This is a genomic window from Variovorax sp. SPNA7 (assembly GCF_033807855.1).
In the GTDB taxonomy this organism is placed as follows: Bacteria; Pseudomonadota; Gammaproteobacteria; order Burkholderiales; family Burkholderiaceae_C; genus Variovorax; species Variovorax beijingensis.
In genome coordinates, this window is the sequence record NZ_CP138513.1 from 3,133,288 (window position 1) to 3,152,073 (window position 18,786).

Below are 18,786 nucleotides of genomic sequence, written 5' to 3' on the forward strand. Positions count from 1 at the left end.
GCCGATGGCAACGGGGAACGCGAGGGGCATCGTGCTGCTGGCCCACGGTTCGCGCGACGAGCGCTGGCGCGAGCCCATCGAGGCCGTGGCTGCGCGCGTCACGGCGCTCGACCCGCAGGCCCGCGTGGTCTGCGCCTACATGGAGCTTGCGGCGCCCGACCTGCGTACCGCCGCGGCGGCCCTGGTTGCCAGTGGTGCCAAGGTGGTCCGGGTGGTTCCGCTCTTCCTCGGCATGGGCAAGCATGCCCGCGAAGACCTGCCAGTGCAGGTGGAGACGCTTCGCCAGGCTTGGCCGCAGGTCGATTTCCAGCTGGCCGGCATCGTTGGCGAAGAGCCCGAACTGGTCGATCTGCTGGCCAGAATTGCAAGCAAATCTTGAAGTTCGGGCAATTTCCATAGACTCCGAAGGCATAATGAATTCCGTAATAAGACGGAATTTGATATGAATCTGCACCAATTCAAGTTTGTCCAGGAAGCCGTGCGGCGCAACCTAAACCTGACGGAGGCGGCGAAGGCGCTGCACACCTCGCAGCCGGGCGTGTCCAAGGCCATCATCGAACTCGAGGAAGAGCTCGGCGTCGAGATCTTCGCGCGCCATGGCAAGCGCCTGAAGCGGGTCACCGAGCCCGGGCAGCACGTCATCGCGAGCATCGAATTGATCATGCGCGAAGTCGGCAACCTCAAGCGCATCGGCGAGCAGTTCAGCGCGCAGGACAGCGGCACCCTCTCGATCGCCACCACCCACACCCAGGCGCGCTACGTGCTGCCGGTGCCGGTGGCCAAGCTGCGCGAGGCCTATCCCAAGGTCAACGTGAGCCTGCACCAGGGCTCGCCCGACCAGGTGGCGCGCATGGTGATCGACGAGATCGCCGAAGTGGGCATTGCCACCGAATCGCTCTCGGACTACACCGAGCTCGTGACCCTGCCCTGCTACGAATGGCAGCACGTGCTGGTGCTGCCCAAGGACCATCCGCTGGCGGCCAAGGAGCGCATCTCGCTCGAAGACCTGGCGCACGAACCCATCATCACCTACCACCCGTCGTTCACCGGCCGCACGCGCATCGACCATGCCTTTGCGCAGAAGAAGCTCACGCCGCGCATCGCGCTCGAAGCCATCGACTCCGACGTGATCAAGACCTACGTGCGCCTGGGCCTCGGCGTGGGCATCGTGGCCGAGATGGCGGTGCGCGACGAATCGAACGCCGATCTCGTGGTGCGCCCGATGGGCCATGTCTTCGGCCAGAACATCGCGCGCGTGGCGTTCAAGCGCAGCGCCTACCTGCGCAACTTCGTCTTCAAGTTTGCCGAGCTGCTGTCCGACCGGCTCGACCGCAACCTGATCGCCAAGGCCCTGAGCGGCCACCAGCAAGACTACGAACTTTGATCCAGACCCCGAATCCGATTCCGAGCACCACCATGAGCGCCCTTCCTTCCTCCCCCCGCACCCCGGAGATCGCCACCAAGCTGCCCGCCGTGGGCACCACCATCTTCACCGTGATGTCCGCGCTCGCGGCAGAAAAGAACGCGGTGAACCTCGGCCAGGGTTTTCCCGATTTCAACTGCGACCCGAAGCTGCTCGAAGACGTCACGGCCGCCATGGCCGCGGGCCACAACCAGTACCCGCCGATGCCCGGCATCCCGGCATTGCGCGAAGCCATTGCGCGCAAGATCTCGGCGCTCTACGGCCACGACTACAGCGCCGCCGACGAGATCACCGTCACCGCCGGTGCGACGCAGGCCATCATCACCGCCATCCTTGCCGTGGTGCGCGCGGGCGACGAGGTGATCGTCCTGGAGCCCTGCTACGACAGCTACGTGCCCAACATCGAGCTGGCCGGCGGCAGCGTGGTGCGCGTGCCGCTGGTGCCCGGCACCTTCCGCCCTGATTTCGACAAGATCGCCGCGGCGCTCACGCCGCGCACGCGGGCGATCATCGTCAACACGCCGCACAACCCGAGCGCCACGGTCTGGACTGCCGCCGAGATGCGCAAGCTCGAGGAACTGCTGGCGCCGACCGACGTCCTCGTGATTGCCGACGAGGTCTACGAGCACATGGTCTACGACGGTGCGCAGCATGAAAGCGTGGCGCGCTTCCCGGGCCTCGCGGCGCGCAGCTTCATCGTGAGCAGTTTCGGCAAGACCTACCATGTCACCGGCTGGAAGGTCGGCTTCGTGGCCGCGCCGGCGCCGCTGATGGCCGAATTCCGCAAGGTGCACCAGTTCAACGTGTTCACCGTCAACACGCCGATGCAGCATGCGCTTGCGCAGTACATGGCCGAGCCGGGGCCCTACCTCGAGCTGCCCGCCTTCTACCAGCGCAAGCGCGACCTGTTCGCGGCCGGCCTGGCCCAGAAGACCCGCTTCAGGCTGCTGCGCAGCGAGGGCAGCTATTTCCAGTGCGTCGACATCTCGGCGGTGAGCGACCTGTCCGAAGCCGAGTTCTGCCTCTGGCTGACACGCGAGATCGGCGTGGCGGCGATTCCGCTGTCGGCCTTCTACGGCAACGGCTTCGACCAGCGCGTGGTCCGCTTCTGCTTCGCCAAGAAGGACGAGACGCTGATTGCGGCGCTGGACCGGCTCGCACGGCTTTGAAACGGCTCGCGCGGCTTGAATGCCGACGGCACCGGTAGGAAAGCCCTGACCGCCGAAGAAGCGGCTATCCGGCGTGCCGCGGGTCTCCTGACATCGAGCATGGATCTCGTAACAACAAGGCCCAGGAGAAACGCATGTCCCTCTCGTTCATTCTGCTGATCATCCTGATATTGCTTCTGATCGGTGCGCTGCCGAGCTGGGGCTACAGCCGGAGCTGGGGCTACTGGCCCAGCGGCGGGCTGGGCCTGGTCCTGCTGATCATCATCATCCTGGTGCTCATGGGCCGCATATGACGCTGCCCAACGATTCCTGCACCTGAAGGAAGCCCGCGAAAAGCGGGCTTCTTTTTGCTGCCCGCCAATCAGGCCTGCAACTGGGCCCAGGCCTTGTCCAGCCGCTTGATGCTGACCGGCTGCGGCGTGCGCAGCTCCTGCGCGAAGAAGCTCACGCGAAGCTCCTCGAGCAGCCACCGGAACTCGAGCATGCGCTCGTCCACCACGCCCTTGCGCTCGGCCACCAGCCGCCAGTAGCGCTGCTCCTGCGGCCGCAGCTCGGCCAGCTTGGCGGCATCGCGCGCGGGGTCGCTGCGCAGCTTGTCGAGCCGCAGCACGATGGCCTTGAGGTAGCGCGCGAAATGCTGCAGCTGCGTCCACGGCGCGTCCGCAATGAAGCGCTTGCCGACCAGGCGCTGCAGCTGCTGCGCGGCGTCCTGCACGGCCTCGGGCTGGATCTTGGTGTCCTTGATCTTGCGCGCGGCGGCCGCGTACTCGGCCAGGATGGCCGAGGCCAGCCGCGCTACCTCGTTGGCGATCAGCGTGAGCCGGCCGCGGCCCTCTTCGAGGCGGCGCTTGAAGGCGAACTCGTCGGTGGGCAGCGGCTCCTGCAGAAAGGCCCGGTCGATCGCCACGTCGATGATCTGCGTGCGCAGCTCCTCGGAGGTACCCAGCGGCATGTAGGCCACGGCCATCTTCTGCAGGTCGGGGATGTTCTTCTCGAGATACTTGAGCGCGTCCTTCAGCTGCAGCGCGAACAGGCGGCGCAGCCCGGCGCGATGTTTGGCGGCCGCCACGGCAGGCTCGTCGAACACCTCGATGGTGACGGCATCGCCTTCGTCGCGCAGCGCCGGAAATCCGATCAGCGACTGCGATCCGCGCCGCACTTCCATCAGCTCGGGCAGTTCGCCGAAGCTCCAGTTCGTGTAGCGCTGGCCGGCGGGCAGGCTGGGCGCGGCGGGGGGCGGCGCGGCGGCGTTGCCCTTTGCCTGCCCGCGTCCCTCGGCGGCATCGGCCGGCTTGCGGTCCGCGGAAGCCTTGACGTTGAGGCCCGCGAGGGCCTGGAAAGCGCCCCGCGCCTGCGCCCCCAGCTCGGCCTTGAGCGCGCCCAGGTTGCGTCCCATGCCAAGCTGGCGCCCGTGCTCGTCCACGATGCGCAGGTTCATGAACAGGTGCGGCGGCAGCATGTCGAGCTTGAAGTCGGCGCGCTTGACGTCGATGCTGGTCGCGTCGCGCACGCGCTTGAGCAGCACGTCGGTCAGCGAGCCATGGCCAAAGACCTCGGGCGCCGAGAGTTCTTCCGCCAGCCTGGCGGCCGATTCGGGCAGCGGCACCAGCCGCGAGCGCGGCCGCTGCGGCAGGCTCTTGAGCAGCGCCTGGATCTTGTCCTTGAGCATGCCGGTCACCAGCCACTCGCAGCGCTCTTCGCTCACCTGGTTGAGCACGAAGAGCGGCACGCTGGCCGTGAGGCCGTCCTTCGCATCGCCCGGCTCGTGCAGGTAGCTGGCCGCGCAGTCGACGCCGCCCAGCCGCAGCGTGGGCGGAAAGGACTGCGTGGTGATGCCCGCCGCCTGGTGGCGCATCAGTTCCTCGCGCGTGAGAAAGAGCAGGCGCGGCTGCTCCCTGGAGGCATGGCGGTACCAGTTCTCGAAGCTGATGCCGCTGGCCACGTCGGCGGGCAGTTGCGCGTCGTAGAAGGCGAAGATCAACTCGTCGTCGACCAGCACGTCCTGCCGGCGCGCCTTGTGCTCCAGCCCTTCGACCTCGCGCACCAGCTTGCGGTTGGCCACGAGGAACGGGAACTTGCTCTCCCACTGCCCGCCGACCAGCGCTTCGCGGATGAAGATCTCGCGCGCCGCCACCGGATCGACCTTGGTGAAGTCGACGCGTCGCCCGCTGTACACCACGAGGCCGTAGAGCGTTGCGCGCTCCAGCGCCGAAACCTGCGCGCCCTTCTTCTCCCAGTGCGGATCGAGCAGCTGCTTCTTCAGCAGGTGGCCGGCCACCTGTTCGAGCCACTGCGGTTCGATGTTGGCGATGCCGCGACCGAAGAGCCGCGTGGTCTCGACCAGCTCGGCCGCGACGATCCAGCGGCCGGGCTTCTTCTTCAGGTGCGCGCCCGGATGCTTGTAGAACTTGATGCCGCGCGCACCGAGGTACGCCTCATCGTCTTCCAGTTTCCAGCCGACGTTGCCGAGCAGGCCCGCGAGCATCGACAGGTGCAGCGGCTCGTAGCCCGCCGGCTCGGCGTTGATGCGCCACTTGTGCTCGGTCACGACCGTGAGCAGCTGCGAGTGGATGTCGCGCCATTCGCGCACGCGGCGGATGTTGATGAAGTTCTGGCGCAGCAGCTGTTCGTACTGGCGGTTGCTGAGCTTGTGGGTGTCACCATGGCCGCCGCGCGCATCGCCGATCCATTTCCACAGCCGCAGGTAGCCGCTGAACTCGCTCTTCTCGTCGTCGAACTTGGAATGCGCCTGGTCGGCCTGCTGCTGCGCCTCCATCGGCCGGTCGCGCACGTCCTGCACGCTGAGCGCCGACGCAATGACCAGCACCTCTTCGAGCGCGCCGCGCGTGCGGGCTTCAAGAATCATCCGGCCCACGCGCGGATCGAGCGGCAGCTTGGCGAGCTCGGCGCCCGTGGCCGTGAGTTCGTTGGCATCGTCGACCGCGCCGAGCTCGTTGAGCAGCTGGTAGCCGTCGGCAATCGCGCGCGGCGACGGCGCCTCGAGAAACGGAAAGCGCGCCACGTCGCCCAGGCGCAGCGACTTCATGCGCAGGATCACGCCGGCGAGCGACGAGCGCAGGATCTCGGGATCGGTGAAGCGCGGCCGGCCTTCGAAATCCTTCTCGTCGTAGAGCCGGATGCAGATGCCGTTGGCGACGCGGCCGCAGCGGCCGGCGCGCTGGTTGGCCGCAGCCTGGCTGATCGGCTCGACCAGCAGCTGCTCGACCTTGCTGCGGAAGCTGTAGCGCTTCACGCGCGCGGTGCCGGTGTCGATCACGTAGCGGATGCCCGGCACCGTGAGCGAGGTCTCGGCCACATTGGTGGCCAGCACGATGCGCCGGCCCGAGTGGCTGTCGAAGATGCGGTCCTGCTCGGGGCCCGACAGCCGCGCGAACAGCGGCAGCACCTCGGCATTGCGGAACAAGGGCTGGTGGCTCAGGTGGCGGCGCAGGTGGTCGGCGGCCTCGCGGATCTCGCGCTCGCCGGGCAGGAAGACCAGGATGTCGCCGGCGTTGTGCGGATCGCGCCAGAGCTCGTCGACGCCGTCGGCAATGGCATCGTTCAGGTCGTGCTCGCGCGACTCCTCGAAGGGCCGGTAGCGCTGCTCGACCGGAAAGGTGCGGCCCGACACCATGATGGTCGGCGCGGGGCCTTTCGCCGAGGCGAAATGCTGCGCGAAGCGTTCGGCGTCGATGGTGGCCGAGGTCACGATTACCTTCAGGTCCGGCCGGCGCGGAAGGATCTCCCGCAGGTAGCCGAGCAGGAAGTCGATGTTCAGCGAGCGCTCGTGCGCCTCGTCGATGATCAGCGTGTCGTAGGCCTTGAGCAGCGGATCGGTCTGCGTCTCGGCCAGCAGGATGCCGTCGGTCATGAGCTTGACCGACGCGTCGCGGCTCAGCCGGTCCTGGAAGCGCACCTTGAAGCCGACCACGTCGCCCAGCGGCGTCTTCAGCTCTTCGGCGATGCGCTTGGCCACCGAGCTGGCGGCGATGCGCCGCGGCTGCGTGTGGCCGATGAGCCGGCCCTGGCCCGGCGGCGCGTTGAGCTTGCCGCGGCCGAGCGCCAGCGCAATCTTCGGCAGCTGGGTGGTCTTGCCCGAGCCTGTTTCGCCGCAGACGATCACCACCTGGTGTGCCGCGATGGCGGCCATGATTTCATCGCGCCGGCCGGAGACCGGAAGCGATTCGGGAAAGTCGATGCGCAAGGGGGCGGAAGGTGTCGTGGTCGTCAAGGGGAAAGCTGTTCGGGAAGGCGCGGCAGGCAAACCGCACATTATCGGCGCGCGCCGCCGCTGTTGCACGCCTCCCACAATGCGCGGCCATTGCGCCACATGCAGAGTAAATAGTCTTTACTCCAGCGGGCCTGACCGCTAGGATCGCGGCCATGACCTCCTTTCTCGCACCCCCCACTTTGCGCAGCCGCCGCGCAAGCCATGCCTCGGCGCATGGCGGGGTCGAGTTGGCGCGTCCGGCCTGAAGAAGAAGCCCGCGCGTCCGTTGAACCGGACGCCTGCTCGCTTCCAGGACCGAAGCGCAGCAACCGACCTCCCGCAGCGTCTGTATTTGTCGCCCCCTCCTTGCGAGGGAGCGGCGGCTTCTTCATTTCAGTTTTATTTTTCTCAAGAATTCCATGTCCAACGACATTCATTCAGGCCTGCACGCAGCGCTGTCCGAGCGGACGCGCCACCTGCAGGCGGTGGCTCAGGCGCTCAAGACCGAGCTCTTCGGCATCGACGACATCATCGACCGCGTGATCGATTCGCTGCGCGCCTGGTACGTGCTGCCGCAACTCATCGGCCGGCCGGTCATCGTCTGCCTCTGGGGCCTCACCGGCACCGGCAAGACGCAGCTGGTGCGCAGGCTCGCGCAGCACCTGGGTTTCTACGACCGCTTCATCGAGGTACAGATGGACGGCTTCAGCCACGGCTCGGGCTACGGCAGCCGGGGTTCGATCTCGGCCATGCTGGCCGAATCGGGCATCGACGAAGGCACGCCGGGCATCCTGGTGCTCGACGAATTCCAGCGCTTTCGCACGCTCGACGGCAACGGCCGCGACGCCAAGGTCGAGCGCTACCAGGACGTGTGGGCGCTGCTGTCCGATGGCCGGCTGCCGCCGGCGCTGTCGATGCTCGGCGAGATCGAGTCCTCCCTCGCCCAGGCCGAGTACGAGCAGGACCGCGACGGCCCGGCCGACAAGAAGAAGGCGAAGAAGCGAAAGCTGCACCTCGCGCCCTGGGAGGCGCAGGAGGTCAAGCGCTGCCTCAAGCTGCCCGAGACGCTGCTGCAGATCATGGCCTGGAAGCCGGCCGAGGTGCATGCGCGGCTGCGCGCCTTCCGCGACTCGCAGCTGGCCTGGGAAACCGACTACAGCAAGCTGCTGGTGTTCGTCTCGGGCAACCTCGACGAGATGTATGCCGAGACCGCGCGCCGCGTGGAAGACTGCGACACCGACGCCGACATCTTCCATGCGCTGACGAAGAAGCTCTCGCTGATCGACGTCAAGAAGGCGCTGGCCGAACGCTTCAAGCCCGAGCAGATTGCGCGGCTGGGCAACAACCACGTCATCTATCCCTCGTTCAGCCGGGCCACCTATGTGCAGCTGATCCTGTCGATCTGCGACCGCTATGTGGAAGACATCCGCCAGAGCTCGGGCGTGCGCTTCATGCTCGAGTCGAGCGTGTACGAGCAGATCTATGCCAACGCCGTCTTTCCGGCGCAGGGCACGCGCCCGCTGTTCTCGTCGATCCATGCGATCCTGAGCGCGACGCTGGTCAACGCCGCGCTCTGGGCGCTGGAGCAAGGCGCGGGCGGCGGCGAGCCGGTGTGGCTGTCGCTGGAAACGGCGGCGGACAAGTCCTGCATCGTGGCGCGGTACCGAAAAGGCAAGGGCAAGGCGCAGCGCCGCTTCCCGGTCACGCTCGAGCTCAACCAGCTCAAGAAGCGCTCGAACGAGGACTTCCGCACCTTGCTCGCGGTGCACGAGGCGGGCCACGGCGTGGCCTACGGCCTGCTCTTCGGCCGCGCGCCGCAGGAGATCAAGATCAACGTCGCGTCCTTCGAAGGCGGCTACAACAGCTACGAGCAGCGCAAGGCCTGGTCCCGGCAGAACCTGCGCGACCGCATCTGCGTGAGCCTGGCGGGCCGCGCGGCCGAGCAGATGGTGTTCGGTGCGCAGGCCTGCACCTCGGGCGCGTCGCAGGATTTCCGCCAGGCCACCGCCTACGCCGCGCAGTACGTGCGCCATTTCGCCTTCGGCACGCGGCTGAGCCGCACCGACGTGGCCAACGACGCCGAGGACAACCTCAACACCGACGTGGAAGCCACCAACCCGGAAATCGAGGCGCTGCTGGCGCAGGAGCATGCGCGTGCGCTGGCGCTGCTCGAGGCGCACGCGCCGGCCTTCATGGCGGTGGTGGACGCCCTGGTGCGCGAAGGCTCGGTGGCGCCGGCGCAGCTGGCCGACATGCTCGACCTGCCCGCCGAGGCAGGCGATTCGACCGACGCCTACGCCGCCCTGCTGGCCACTTTCAAGGCCCGCCGAATGGACGGCCCGGTGCCGCCCGAGCCCGACGGCGGCCCTGGCGCGGCCACCCGCGCCGCCCTGCTGCTGCGCGCGATGGCCTGAGCTGCACCAAGCGCCCTCCAAGAATGCACAATCACGCTCCATGTCCACCGTTTTCAACTTCACCTTCGTGCCCTGGTTCCGCTCGGTCGCGCCCTACATCCACACGCACCGCGGCAAGACCTTCGTGGTCGCGCTGGCAGGCGAGGCGATCGCGGCGGGCAAGCTGCAGAACATTGCACAGGACCTGGCGCTGATCCAGAGCATGGGCGTCAAGATCGTGCTGGTGCACGGCTTCCGCCCGCAGGTCAACGAGCAGCTCGCGGCCAAGGGGCACGAGGCGCGCTACTCGCACGGCATCCGCATCACCGACGAGGTGGCGCTCGATTCGGCGCAGGAAGCTGCCGGCCAGTTGCGCTACGAGATCGAGGCCGCCTTCAGCCAGGGCCTGCCGAACACGCCGATGGCCGGGTCGACGGTGCGCGTGATCTCGGGCAACTTCATCACCGCGCGCCCCGTGGGCGTGGTCGACGGCGTGGACTTCAAGCATTCGGGCCTGGTGCGCAAGGTCGATGCCGTGGGCATCCGCCGCACGCTCGATTTCGGCGCCATGGTGCTGATGTCGCCCTTCGGCTTCTCGCCCACCGGCGAGGCCTTCAACCTGACGATGGAAGAAGTCGCCACCAGCGTGGCCATCTCCATCCAGGCCGACAAGCTGATCTTCCTGACCGAAGTTCCGGGCATCCGCATCGACAGCGAATTGCCGGAGAGCGAAGACAACCCCATCGACACCGAGCTGCCGCTTGCCGCGGCCGAGAAGTTGCTGGCGTCGCTGCCGCCGCCGCAAAAGCCGACCGACACCGCCTTCTACCTGCAGCACTGCGTGAAGGCCTGCAAGGGCGGCGTGGAGCGCAACCACATCCTGCCGTTCGCGCTGGACGGCGCGCTGCTGCTCGAGGTCTATGTGCACGACGGCGTCGGCACCATGGTGATCGACGAGAAGCTCGAGAGCCTGCGCGAAGCCACGGTGGACGACATCGGCGGCATCCTGCAGCTGATCGAACCCTTCGAGCGCGACGGCACGCTGGTCAAGCGCGACCGCACCGAGATCGAGCGCGACGTGGGCCACTACACCGTCATCGAGCACGACGGCGTGATCTTCGGCTGCGCGGCGCTCTACCCCTACCCCGAGGCCAAGACCGCCGAGATGGCCGCGCTCACCGTCTCGCCCCAGTCGCAGTCGCAGGGCGACGGCGAGCGCATCCTCAAGCGCATCGAGCACCGCGCCAAGGCCATGGGCCTCGAAAGCATCTTCGTGCTCACCACGCGCACCATGCACTGGTTCCTCAAGCGCGGCTTCCAGCAGGTCAATCCCGACTGGCTGCCAGAAGCCCGCAAGCGCAAGTACAACTGGGACCGCAAGAGCCAGGTGCTGGTCAAGAAAATCTGAACCTGAAAAAAGGACGCCCGCCGCCATGACGCTCGCCACCGCCCTGCTGTTCGCCCTCGTCGCCTTCACCGCTATCGCCACGCCCGGCCCCACGGTGCTGCTGGCGCTGAGCAACGGCTCCCGCCACGGCGTGCGCCGGGCGCTGCCGGGCATGCTCGGCGCGGTGCTGTCCGACTTCGTGCTGGTCGGCGCCGTGGCGCTCGGGCTCGGTGCGCTGCTCGCGGCCTCGGAATTCTGGTTCTCGATGCTCAAGTGGGTGGGCGCCGTCTACCTGGCCTGGCTCGGGCTGCGCATGCTGCGCTCCAAGGGCGGCTTCCAGCTGCCGGATGCGGACTCTGCCGCCTCGGTCACGGCGGGCGAAAGCCGGCGCATCTTCTTCAAGTCCTTCCTGGTGGCGGTGACCAACCCCAAGGGCTACATCTTCTGCTCGGCGCTCCTGCCGCAGTTCATCGATCCGGCGGCTGCGCAGGCGCCGCAGTACCTGATCATTGCCTTGATCTTCGCGGGCCTCGACACGCTGGTGATGCTGGGCTACGCCTTCGTCGGCGCCCGCGCGATCCGGGTGCTGACGGCATCGGCCACGCGCTGGGTCGATCGCGCCTGCGGCGGCATGCTGCTGGCGCTGGCGGGTTCGCTCGCCTTCTACCGGCGCAGCGCGGCCTGACGCCTGCCAGCCGTCATGGCTGCCAGTAGCCGCCTCGGCAGGAGCGGTAACACCTGTCACCGATAATCCCGGGCATGAATCCCCTGCTTTCCCGGTTGCAACCCTATCCCTTCGAGCGGCTGAAGCAACTGTTCGCGGGCGTCACGCCCAACCCCGAGTTCCCGGCCATCAGCCTGGGCATCGGCGAACCCAAGCACGCCACGCCAAGCTTCATCAAGGACGCCCTGAGCGCCAGCCTCGGTGCCCTGGCTGCCTACCCCGCGACCGCGGGCGATCTGGCTCTGCGCACCGCCTTCACCGACTGGCTGAAAACCCGCTACAGCCTCGCGCTCGACCCGGCCACGCAGGTGCTGCCTGTCAATGGTTCGCGGGAAGCCCTGTTCTCGCTGGCGCAGACCGTGGTCGACCCCACCGCCTCGCCGCAGCCGGTGGTGATGTCGCCCAATCCGTTCTATCAGATCTACGAGGGCGCGGCCCTGCTTTCGGGCGCCGAGCCGTACTACGTGGCCAGCGTGCCCGCGCGCAATTTCGCAGTAGCCTGGGACAGCGTGCCCGAGGCCGTCTGGGCCTGCACGCAGTTGGTGTTCGTCTGCTCGCCGGGCAACCCGACGGGTGCGGTGATGTCGCTGGACGAATGGAAAAGGCTCTTCGACCTGTCGGACCGCCACGGTTTCGTGATTGCCGCCGACGAGTGCTACAGCGAGATCTATTTCCGCGACGAGCCTCCGCTCAGCGGCCTCGAAGCCTCGGTGAAGCTCGGGCGGCCCGACTTCCGGAACCTGATTGCACTGACCTCGCTGTCCAAGCGCAGCAACGTGCCCGGCCTGCGCAGCGGCTTCGTGGCGGGCGACGCGGCCATCATCAAGAAGTTCCTGCTCTATCGCACCTACCACGGCAGCGCCATGAGCGGCGCCGTGGCCGCGGCCAGCATCGCGGCCTGGGGCGACGAGTCCCATGTGGTGGACAACCGCGCCCAGTACCGCGCCAAGTTCGCGGCCGTCACGCCGCTGCTCGAACCGGTGCTCGACGTGCGCCTGCCTGACGCCAGTTTCTATCTCTGGGCCGGCATTCCCGAAGTGTGGGCTGGCGACGACGAAGCCTTCGCCCGCGCGCTCTACGCTCAATACAATGTGACGGTTCTGCCGGGGAGCTATCTGGCGCGAGAGACCGCCCACGGCACCAACCCTGGCCGCGGCCGCATCCGCATGGCACTGGTCGCCGAAACAGCCGAATGCGTAGAGGCCGCCCAGCGCATCGTCCGCTTCTGCAAGGACGCCCGCCGCTGATCCGCTTTTCCGCCCGCACCCATTTTTCACACGAGACTTTCTCAATGACCCAGCAACTGCAACAAATCATCGACGCCGCGTGGGAAGACCGCGCCAACATCTCGTCCAGCACCGCCACTGCCGAAGTGCGCGATGCCGTCGAGCACGTGATTTCCGAGCTCAACAACGGCAAGCTGCGCGTCGCCACCCGCGAAAGCGTGGGCCAGTGGACCGTGCACCAGTGGATCAAGAAGGCCGTGCTGCTGTCGTTCCGCCTGAAGGACAACGAGCAGATGCAGGCCGGCTCGCTCGGCTTCTACGACAAGGTGCCCACCAAGTTCTCGCACCTGTCGGCCAACGAGCTGAAGGAATCGGGCGTTCGCATCGTGCCGCCGGCCGTGGCCCGCCGCGGCAGCTACATCGCCAAGGGCGCGATCCTGATGCCCTCCTACGTGAACATCGGCGCCTACGTGGGCGAAGGCACCATGGTCGACACCTGGGCCACCGTGGGTTCCTGCGCGCAGATCGGCGCCAACGTGCACCTGTCGGGCGGCGTCGGCATCGGCGGCGTGCTCGAGCCGCTGCAGGCCGGCCCGACCATCATCGAGGACAACTGCTTCATCGGCGCGCGCTCCGAAGTGGTCGAGGGCGTGGTGATCGAGGAAAACTCGGTGCTCGGCATGGGTGTGTACATCGGCCAGAGCACCCCGATCTTCAACCGCGACACCGGAGAGACTTCCTTCGGCCGCGTGCCGTCCGGCAGCGTCGTGATCAGCGGCAACCTGCCCAAGAAGACCAAGTCGGGCCAGGAATACAGCACCTACGCGGCGATCATCGTCAAGACGGTCGATGCGCAAACGCGTTCCAAGACCAGCCTGAACGACCTGCTGCGCGACTGATCGAGAAAACAACAGCACCCGAGGAGAGAGACCGATGAACATGATGGAGCGGATTCTTCGTTTGATGGCCGAGCGCAAGGCCTCCGACATCTACCTCTCGGCGCACTCCCCGGTGCTGATCCGCCTCAACGGCACCTGCGTGCCGATCAACGCCCAGGTGCTGCCGGCCACCGCGCCGCTCGCGCTGCTGGCCGAGGTGGTGCCCGAAGCCCGCATCCAGGAACTGGAGCGAACAGGCGAACTCAACATGGCCGTGATGCTCGAGGGTGCCGGCAACTACCGCATCAGCGCCATGCGCCAGCGCGGCAGCTATGCGGTGGTGGTGCGGCACATCGCCTCGACCATTCCGAGCTTTGCCGACCTGAACCTGCCCGACATCCTCAAGACGCTCATCATGGAGAAGCGCGGGCTCATCCTGATGGTGGGCGCAACCGGCGCCGGCAAGACCACCACGCTGGCCTCGATGCTCGACTACCGCAACGAGCACGCCACGGGCCACATCCTCACGGTGGAAGAACCCATCGAGTTCACCTACACCAACAAGAAGTCGCTGGTGAACCAGCGCGACGTGGGCAGCGACACCGAGTCGCTGCAGGTCGCGCTCAAGAATGCGCTGCGCCAGGCGCCCGACGTGATCCAGATCGGCGAGATCCGCGACCGCGAAACCATGACGGCCGCCATTGCCTATGCGCAGTCGGGCCACCTGTGCGTGGCCACGCTGCATGCCAACAACAGCTACCGCGCGCTCAACCGCATCCTGAGCTTCTTCCCGGTCGAGGTGCGCCCCACGCTGCTGGGCGACCTGGGCTCGGCGCTGCGCGCCATCGTGTCGCAGCGGCTGCTGCGCACGCCCACCGGCGGCCGCGTGCCCGCGCTCGAGGTCATGCTCAACACGGCCCTGGTGGCCGAGCTGATCGAAAAGGGCGACTTCTCCGCCGTCAAGGAAGCCATGGAGCAGTCGATGGCGGAAGGCTCGCAGACCTTCGAGGAAGACATTGCCCGCCTCGTCACCGAAGAGCGCGTGACGCGCGAAGAAGGCCTGGCCCAGGCCGACTCGCCCACCAACCTGATGTGGCGGCTGCAGAACCGCGCCGCGCCCAAGCAGAAGACCGAAGACCGCAGCCTGACGGACCAGGTCGACGAACCCACCTTCACCGACATCACGCTCGACGTGAAGTTCTGAACACAGCCTTCCGCCGATGTCCCGTACCCTCCAGCTCGCCGAACAACTCATCTCGCGCCCCTCGGTCACCCCCGAGGATGCGGGTTGCCAACAGATCCTCGGCGAACGGCTGGCACGGTTGGGCTTCACGCTCGAGACCATCGAAAGCGGCCCGGCCGATTTTCGCGTGACCAACCTGTGGGCGGTGCGCCGCCCGGCCGGCAGCGCGCCGACGAAGACGCTGGTGTTCGCGGGCCACACCGACGTGGTGCCCACGGGGCCGGTCGAGCAGTGGACCAGCCACCCGTTCACGCCCACCCACCGCGGCGGCAAGCTCTACGGGCGCGGCGCGTGCGACATGAAGACCTCGATCGCGGCCTTCGTTGTCTCCATCGAGGAGTTCCTTGCGGCCACGCCCGATCCCAGGCTCACGCTCGCGCTGCTGCTCACCAGCGACGAGGAAGGCCCGGGCATCGATGGCACGGTCATCGTCTGCAACGCGCTGGCTGCGCGCGGCGAAACCATCGACTACTGCATCGTCGGCGAGCCCACCGCCGTCGAGCGCTGCGGCGACATGATCAAGAACGGCCGCCGCGGCACCATGAGCGGCAAGCTCACGGTCCATGGCGTGCAGGGCCACATCGCCTATCCGCATCTGGCAAAGAACCCGGTGCACGCCGTGGCGCCTGCGCTGGCGGAACTGGTGGCCATCAACGCCGCGGGCGGCTGGGATGCGGGCAACGCCTACTTTCAGCCCACCAGCTGGCAGATCAGCAACTTTCACGCGGGCACCGGCGCGAGCAACGTGATTCCGGGCAGCGCCGTCATCGACTTCAACTTCCGCTTCTCGACCGAATCGACGCCCGAATCCCTGCAAAAGCGCGTGCATGCGGTGCTCGATGCGCACGGCGTCGACTGCACGCTCGCCTGGACCATCGGCGGCCTGCCCTTTCTCACGACGCCCGGCGAACTCGTCAGCGCAGTGCAGGCGGCCATTGCCGACGAAACCGGCATCGCCACCGAGCTCTCGACCAGCGGCGGCACCAGCGATGCGCGCTTCATCGCCAAGATCTGCAAGCAGGTGGTCGAGCTCGGCCCGGTCAACGCCAGCATCCACAAGATCGACGAGCACATCGACGTGGCCGAGATCGAGACGCTGAAGAACATCTACAAGCGCACGCTGGAGCGCCTCGAAGCGTCGCTCGCCCGATGAGCACAGTCATCGAGCTGATCGAAGCTGGCGCCAAGCGGCTGGAAGAGGCCGGGGTCGCCTTCGGCCACGGCACCGCCAACGCCTTCGACGAAGCCGCATGGCTGGTGCTGTGGCGCCTGAAGCTGCCGCTGGACGACATCGACGCGGTGGCCGACACGGCCGTCTCGCCGGCCGATGCCGGCAAGGTCGCGGCGCTGCTGGACGAACGCATTGCCACGCGCAAGCCCGCCGCGTATCTGACCAAGGAGGCATGGCTGCAGGGCGTGTCCTTCTACGTGGACGAGCGCGCCATCGTGCCGCGCAGCTTCATCGCGGAGCTGATCGCCGACGGCAGCATTGACTACTGGCTCGGCGAGCACACGCAGCGCGTGCTCGACCTGTGCACGGGCAACGGCAGCCTCGCCATCCTCGCGGCCATGACCTATCCGGACATCACGGTCGATGCCGCCGACCTGTCGGCCCTGGCGCTCGAAGTCGCGGCCATCAACGTCACGCGGCACCAGCTCGATGCGCGCATCCGGCTGGTCGAATCCGACGGTCTTGCCAGCCTGCCGGGTCCCTATGACCTGGTGCTGTGCAACCCGCCCTACGTGAACAGCGCGAGCATGGCCGCCCTGCCCGCCGAATACCGCGCCGAGCCCGAACTGGCGCTGGCCGGCGGCACCGACGGCATGGACTTCGTGCGCCAGCTGTTCGCCGACGCGCCTTCCCGCATGAGCGAAGAGGCCGTGCTGGTGCTGGAAATCGGCAACGAGCGCGAATACTTCGAGGCCGCCTTCCCGCAGCTCGAAGTCGTGTGGCTGGAAACCTCCGCGGGCGAGGACCAGGTCCTGCTCGTGACCCGAGCCGCGCTGCTGGCCGGCGCCGGCGCGCGTTAGCTGCGCCCGCCCACGCCCCTTTCTGCCGCTTCCCGCAGCACGGCTGCGGCCCTCCTTCTCCGGGTGGTGTCCTCCCCATTTGTCCCTTCGCGCCAGGCCGCCACGGGCCGGGCGGGATAATCGCCCCTACGGTTCCTATTTCATGATTACTCTCAAAAACGTCATTCTTCGCCGCAGCGCCAAGGTTCTGCTCGACGGCGCCACCGTCACCATCAATCCCGGTGAGAAGGTCGGCCTCGTCGGGCGCAATGGCGCCGGCAAGTCGACCCTGTTCGCGCTCTTCAACGGTTCGCTGCACGAAGACGGCGGCGACTTCTACGTGCCCAAGCAGTGGCGCATGGCGCAGGTGGCGCAGGACATGCCCGAAACCGAGGAGTCGGCCACCGACTTCGTGGTGGGCGGCGACACCCGGCTGGCCGAACTGCGCGCCTCGCTGGCGGCCATCGAGGCCGCCTACGAAGCCAACCCCGACGACGCCGACATCGGCATGGAACTGGCCCACGCCTACACCGACCTGGCCGACGCCGGCGAGCACGACGCCGTGCCGCGCGCGCAGGCGCTGGTGCTCGGGCTGGGCTTCAAGTCGCACGAGCTCGACGAGCCCGTCAACAGCTTCTCGGGGGGCTGGCGCATGCGCCTGCAGCTGGCCCGCGCGCTGATGTGCCCGAGCGACCTGCTGCTGCTCGACGAACCCACCAACCACCTGGACCTGGACGCGCTCGTCTGGCTCGAGGCCTGGCTGCAGAAGTACGCCGGCACCATGATCGTCATCAGCCACGACCGCGAGTTCCTCGACGCCGTGACCGACGTCACGCTGCACATCGCCAACGCGCAGCTCACGCGCTACGGCGGCAACTACAGCAAGTTCGAGGACATGCGCGCGCTGCAGATGGAGCAGCAGCAGGTGGCCTTCTCCAAGCAGCAGGACAAGATCGCCCACCTGCAGAAGTTCATCGACCGCTTCAAGGCCAAGGCCAGCAAGGCCAAGCAGGCGCAAAGCCGGGTCAAGGCGCTGGAGCGCATGGAAAAGGTCGCGCCGCTGCTGGCCGAGGCCGACTTCACCTTCGAGTTCAAGGAGCCGGGCAACATCCCGAACCCGATGCTCTCGATCAGCAATGCGAGCTTCGGCTATGAGATCGAGGGCGAAGAGCCCAAGACCATCTTGCGGGGCGTGAGCCGCTCTGTGCTCGCGGGCCAGCGCATCGGCATCCTGGGCGCCAACGGCCAGGGCAAGTCGACACTGGTGAAGACCATTGCGCGCGAAATGGGCGCGCTGGCCGGCCAGGTCACCGAAGGCAAGGGCCTCAACATCGGCTACTTCGCGCAGCAGGAACTCGACGTGCTGCGCCCGCAGGACAACCCGCTCGAACACATGGTGCGCATGGCGCGCGAGCTGGGCAGCGCCGTCAAGGAAAGCACCGGCGAGCAGGCGCTGCGCGGCTTCCTGGGCAGCTTCAACTTCAGCGGCGACATGGTGAAGCAGCCCGTGGGCACCATGAGCGGCGGCGAGAAGGCGCGCCTGGTGCTCGCGATGATGGTCTGGCAGCGCCCCAACCTGCTGCTGCTGGACGAGCCCACCAACCACCTGGACCTGGCCACGCGCGAGGCGCTGGCGGTGGCGCTCAACGAGTTCGAAGGCACGCTGATGCTGGTGAGCCACGACCGCGCGCTGCTGCGCTCGGTGTGCGACGAGTTCTGGCTCGTGGGCCGCGGCGTGGTCGCCGATTTCGACGGCGACCTCGACGACTACCAGCGCTACCTGCTCGACGAAGCCAAGCGGCTGCGCGAGGAAGCCAAGGTGGCCGTGCGCGAAGCCGCCAACACGGCCGCGCCGGCGCCGAAACAGGACGCTCAGGACCGCCAGCAGCGCAGCGACCAGGCCAAGCCGATCAAGCGCGAGATCGCGCAGATCGACGAACGGCTGGTTGCGGCCGGCAGCGAACGCACCGCGCTCGAGGCGCGCCTGGCGCAGCCTTTGCCGCCGGCAGAGATTGCCGAAGCGGGCAAGCGGCTGAAAGCCCTCAACGACGAAATCGGCCGCCTCGAAGAGCGCTGGCTGGCCCTTTCGGACCAGCTTGAGGCGCTCGCGGCCTGATCCTTCC

General features: G+C 67.3%; 14 protein-coding genes. 13 read left to right on the forward strand and 1 reads right to left on the reverse strand.

Annotated features, from left to right (window positions below; all coding sequences use genetic code 11):
* The first annotated feature begins 4 nt into the window (after positions 1-4).
* The 4 genes from RZE77_RS14675 to RZE77_RS14690 all read left to right on the forward strand — a co-directional run bounded on the left by RZE77_RS14675 (position 5) and on the right by RZE77_RS14690 (position 2,885).
* Positions 5-379 carry a sirohydrochlorin chelatase gene (locus RZE77_RS14675; protein ID WP_319438111.1) on the forward strand — a complete coding sequence of 125 codons (375 nt, stop codon included), beginning with the start codon at positions 5-7 and terminating at the stop codon, positions 377-379.
* Positions 380-442: 63 nt separating this feature from the next.
* Entirely contained in the window at positions 443-1,384 is a 942-nt protein-coding gene (locus RZE77_RS14680) for a CysB family HTH-type transcriptional regulator (RefSeq protein WP_012747830.1), read from the forward strand.
* A gap of 32 nt (positions 1,385-1,416) precedes the next feature.
* Positions 1,417-2,592 (forward strand): pyridoxal phosphate-dependent aminotransferase, encoded by a 1,176-nt coding sequence (locus RZE77_RS14685; RefSeq protein ID WP_319438112.1) that lies wholly within the window; start codon positions 1,417-1,419, stop codon positions 2,590-2,592.
* 134 nt (positions 2,593-2,726) lie between these two features.
* On the forward strand, positions 2,727-2,885 hold the full coding sequence (locus RZE77_RS14690) for a DUF3309 family protein (protein WP_319438113.1): 159 nt from the start codon (positions 2,727-2,729) through the stop codon (positions 2,883-2,885).
* Between the two features lie 68 nt (positions 2,886-2,953).
* Here RZE77_RS14690 and hrpA read toward each other — a convergent pair whose 3' ends face one another.
* Positions 2,954-6,865 carry an ATP-dependent RNA helicase HrpA gene (hrpA, locus tag RZE77_RS14695; RefSeq protein ID WP_405545862.1) on the reverse strand — a complete coding sequence of 1,304 codons (3,912 nt, stop codon included), beginning with the start codon at positions 6,863-6,865 and terminating at the stop codon, positions 2,954-2,956.
* A gap of 356 nt (positions 6,866-7,221) precedes the next feature.
* Between hrpA and RZE77_RS14700 the strand changes: the two genes are divergently transcribed.
* From RZE77_RS14700 to RZE77_RS14740, 9 genes are all read left to right on the forward strand, one after another.
* Positions 7,222-9,216 carry an AAA family ATPase gene (locus RZE77_RS14700; protein WP_319438114.1) on the forward strand — a complete coding sequence of 665 codons (1,995 nt, stop codon included), beginning with the start codon at positions 7,222-7,224 and terminating at the stop codon, positions 9,214-9,216.
* A gap of 40 nt (positions 9,217-9,256) precedes the next feature.
* Positions 9,257-10,603: an amino-acid N-acetyltransferase gene (argA, locus tag RZE77_RS14705; RefSeq protein ID WP_319426095.1), complete on the forward strand. Its 1,347-nt coding sequence runs from the start codon at positions 9,257-9,259 to the stop codon at positions 10,601-10,603.
* A 25-nt stretch (positions 10,604-10,628) separates the two neighbouring features.
* Positions 10,629-11,267: a LysE family translocator gene (locus RZE77_RS14710; protein ID WP_319438115.1), complete on the forward strand. Its 639-nt coding sequence runs from the start codon at positions 10,629-10,631 to the stop codon at positions 11,265-11,267.
* Between the two features lie 74 nt (positions 11,268-11,341).
* On the forward strand, positions 11,342-12,553 hold the full coding sequence (gene dapC / locus RZE77_RS14715) for a succinyldiaminopimelate transaminase (RefSeq protein ID WP_319438116.1): 1,212 nt from the start codon (positions 11,342-11,344) through the stop codon (positions 12,551-12,553).
* 44 nt (positions 12,554-12,597) lie between these two features.
* A complete protein-coding gene (gene dapD, locus RZE77_RS14720; RefSeq protein WP_319438117.1) occupies positions 12,598-13,431 on the forward strand; it encodes a 2,3,4,5-tetrahydropyridine-2,6-dicarboxylate N-succinyltransferase in 834 nt (277 codons plus the stop codon).
* A gap of 34 nt (positions 13,432-13,465) precedes the next feature.
* Positions 13,466-14,614, forward strand: a complete 1,149-nt coding sequence (locus tag RZE77_RS14725) for a PilT/PilU family type 4a pilus ATPase (RefSeq protein ID WP_319426099.1) — start codon at positions 13,466-13,468, stop codon at positions 14,612-14,614.
* A gap of 16 nt (positions 14,615-14,630) precedes the next feature.
* On the forward strand, positions 14,631-15,806 hold the full coding sequence (dapE, locus tag RZE77_RS14730; RefSeq protein WP_319438118.1) for a succinyl-diaminopimelate desuccinylase: 1,176 nt from the start codon (positions 14,631-14,633) through the stop codon (positions 15,804-15,806).
* A complete protein-coding gene (gene prmB, locus RZE77_RS14735) occupies positions 15,803-16,684 on the forward strand; it encodes a 50S ribosomal protein L3 N(5)-glutamine methyltransferase (RefSeq protein ID WP_319438119.1) in 882 nt (293 codons plus the stop codon). Before dapE ends, prmB begins: the two co-directional genes overlap by 4 nt.
* Before the next feature lie 142 nt (positions 16,685-16,826).
* The gene (locus RZE77_RS14740; protein WP_319438120.1) at positions 16,827-18,779 is read left to right on the forward strand and encodes an ABC-F family ATP-binding cassette domain-containing protein; all 1,953 of its coding nucleotides are present in this window, start codon (positions 16,827-16,829) and stop codon (positions 18,777-18,779) included.
* Positions 18,780-18,786: the final 7 nt, after the last annotated feature.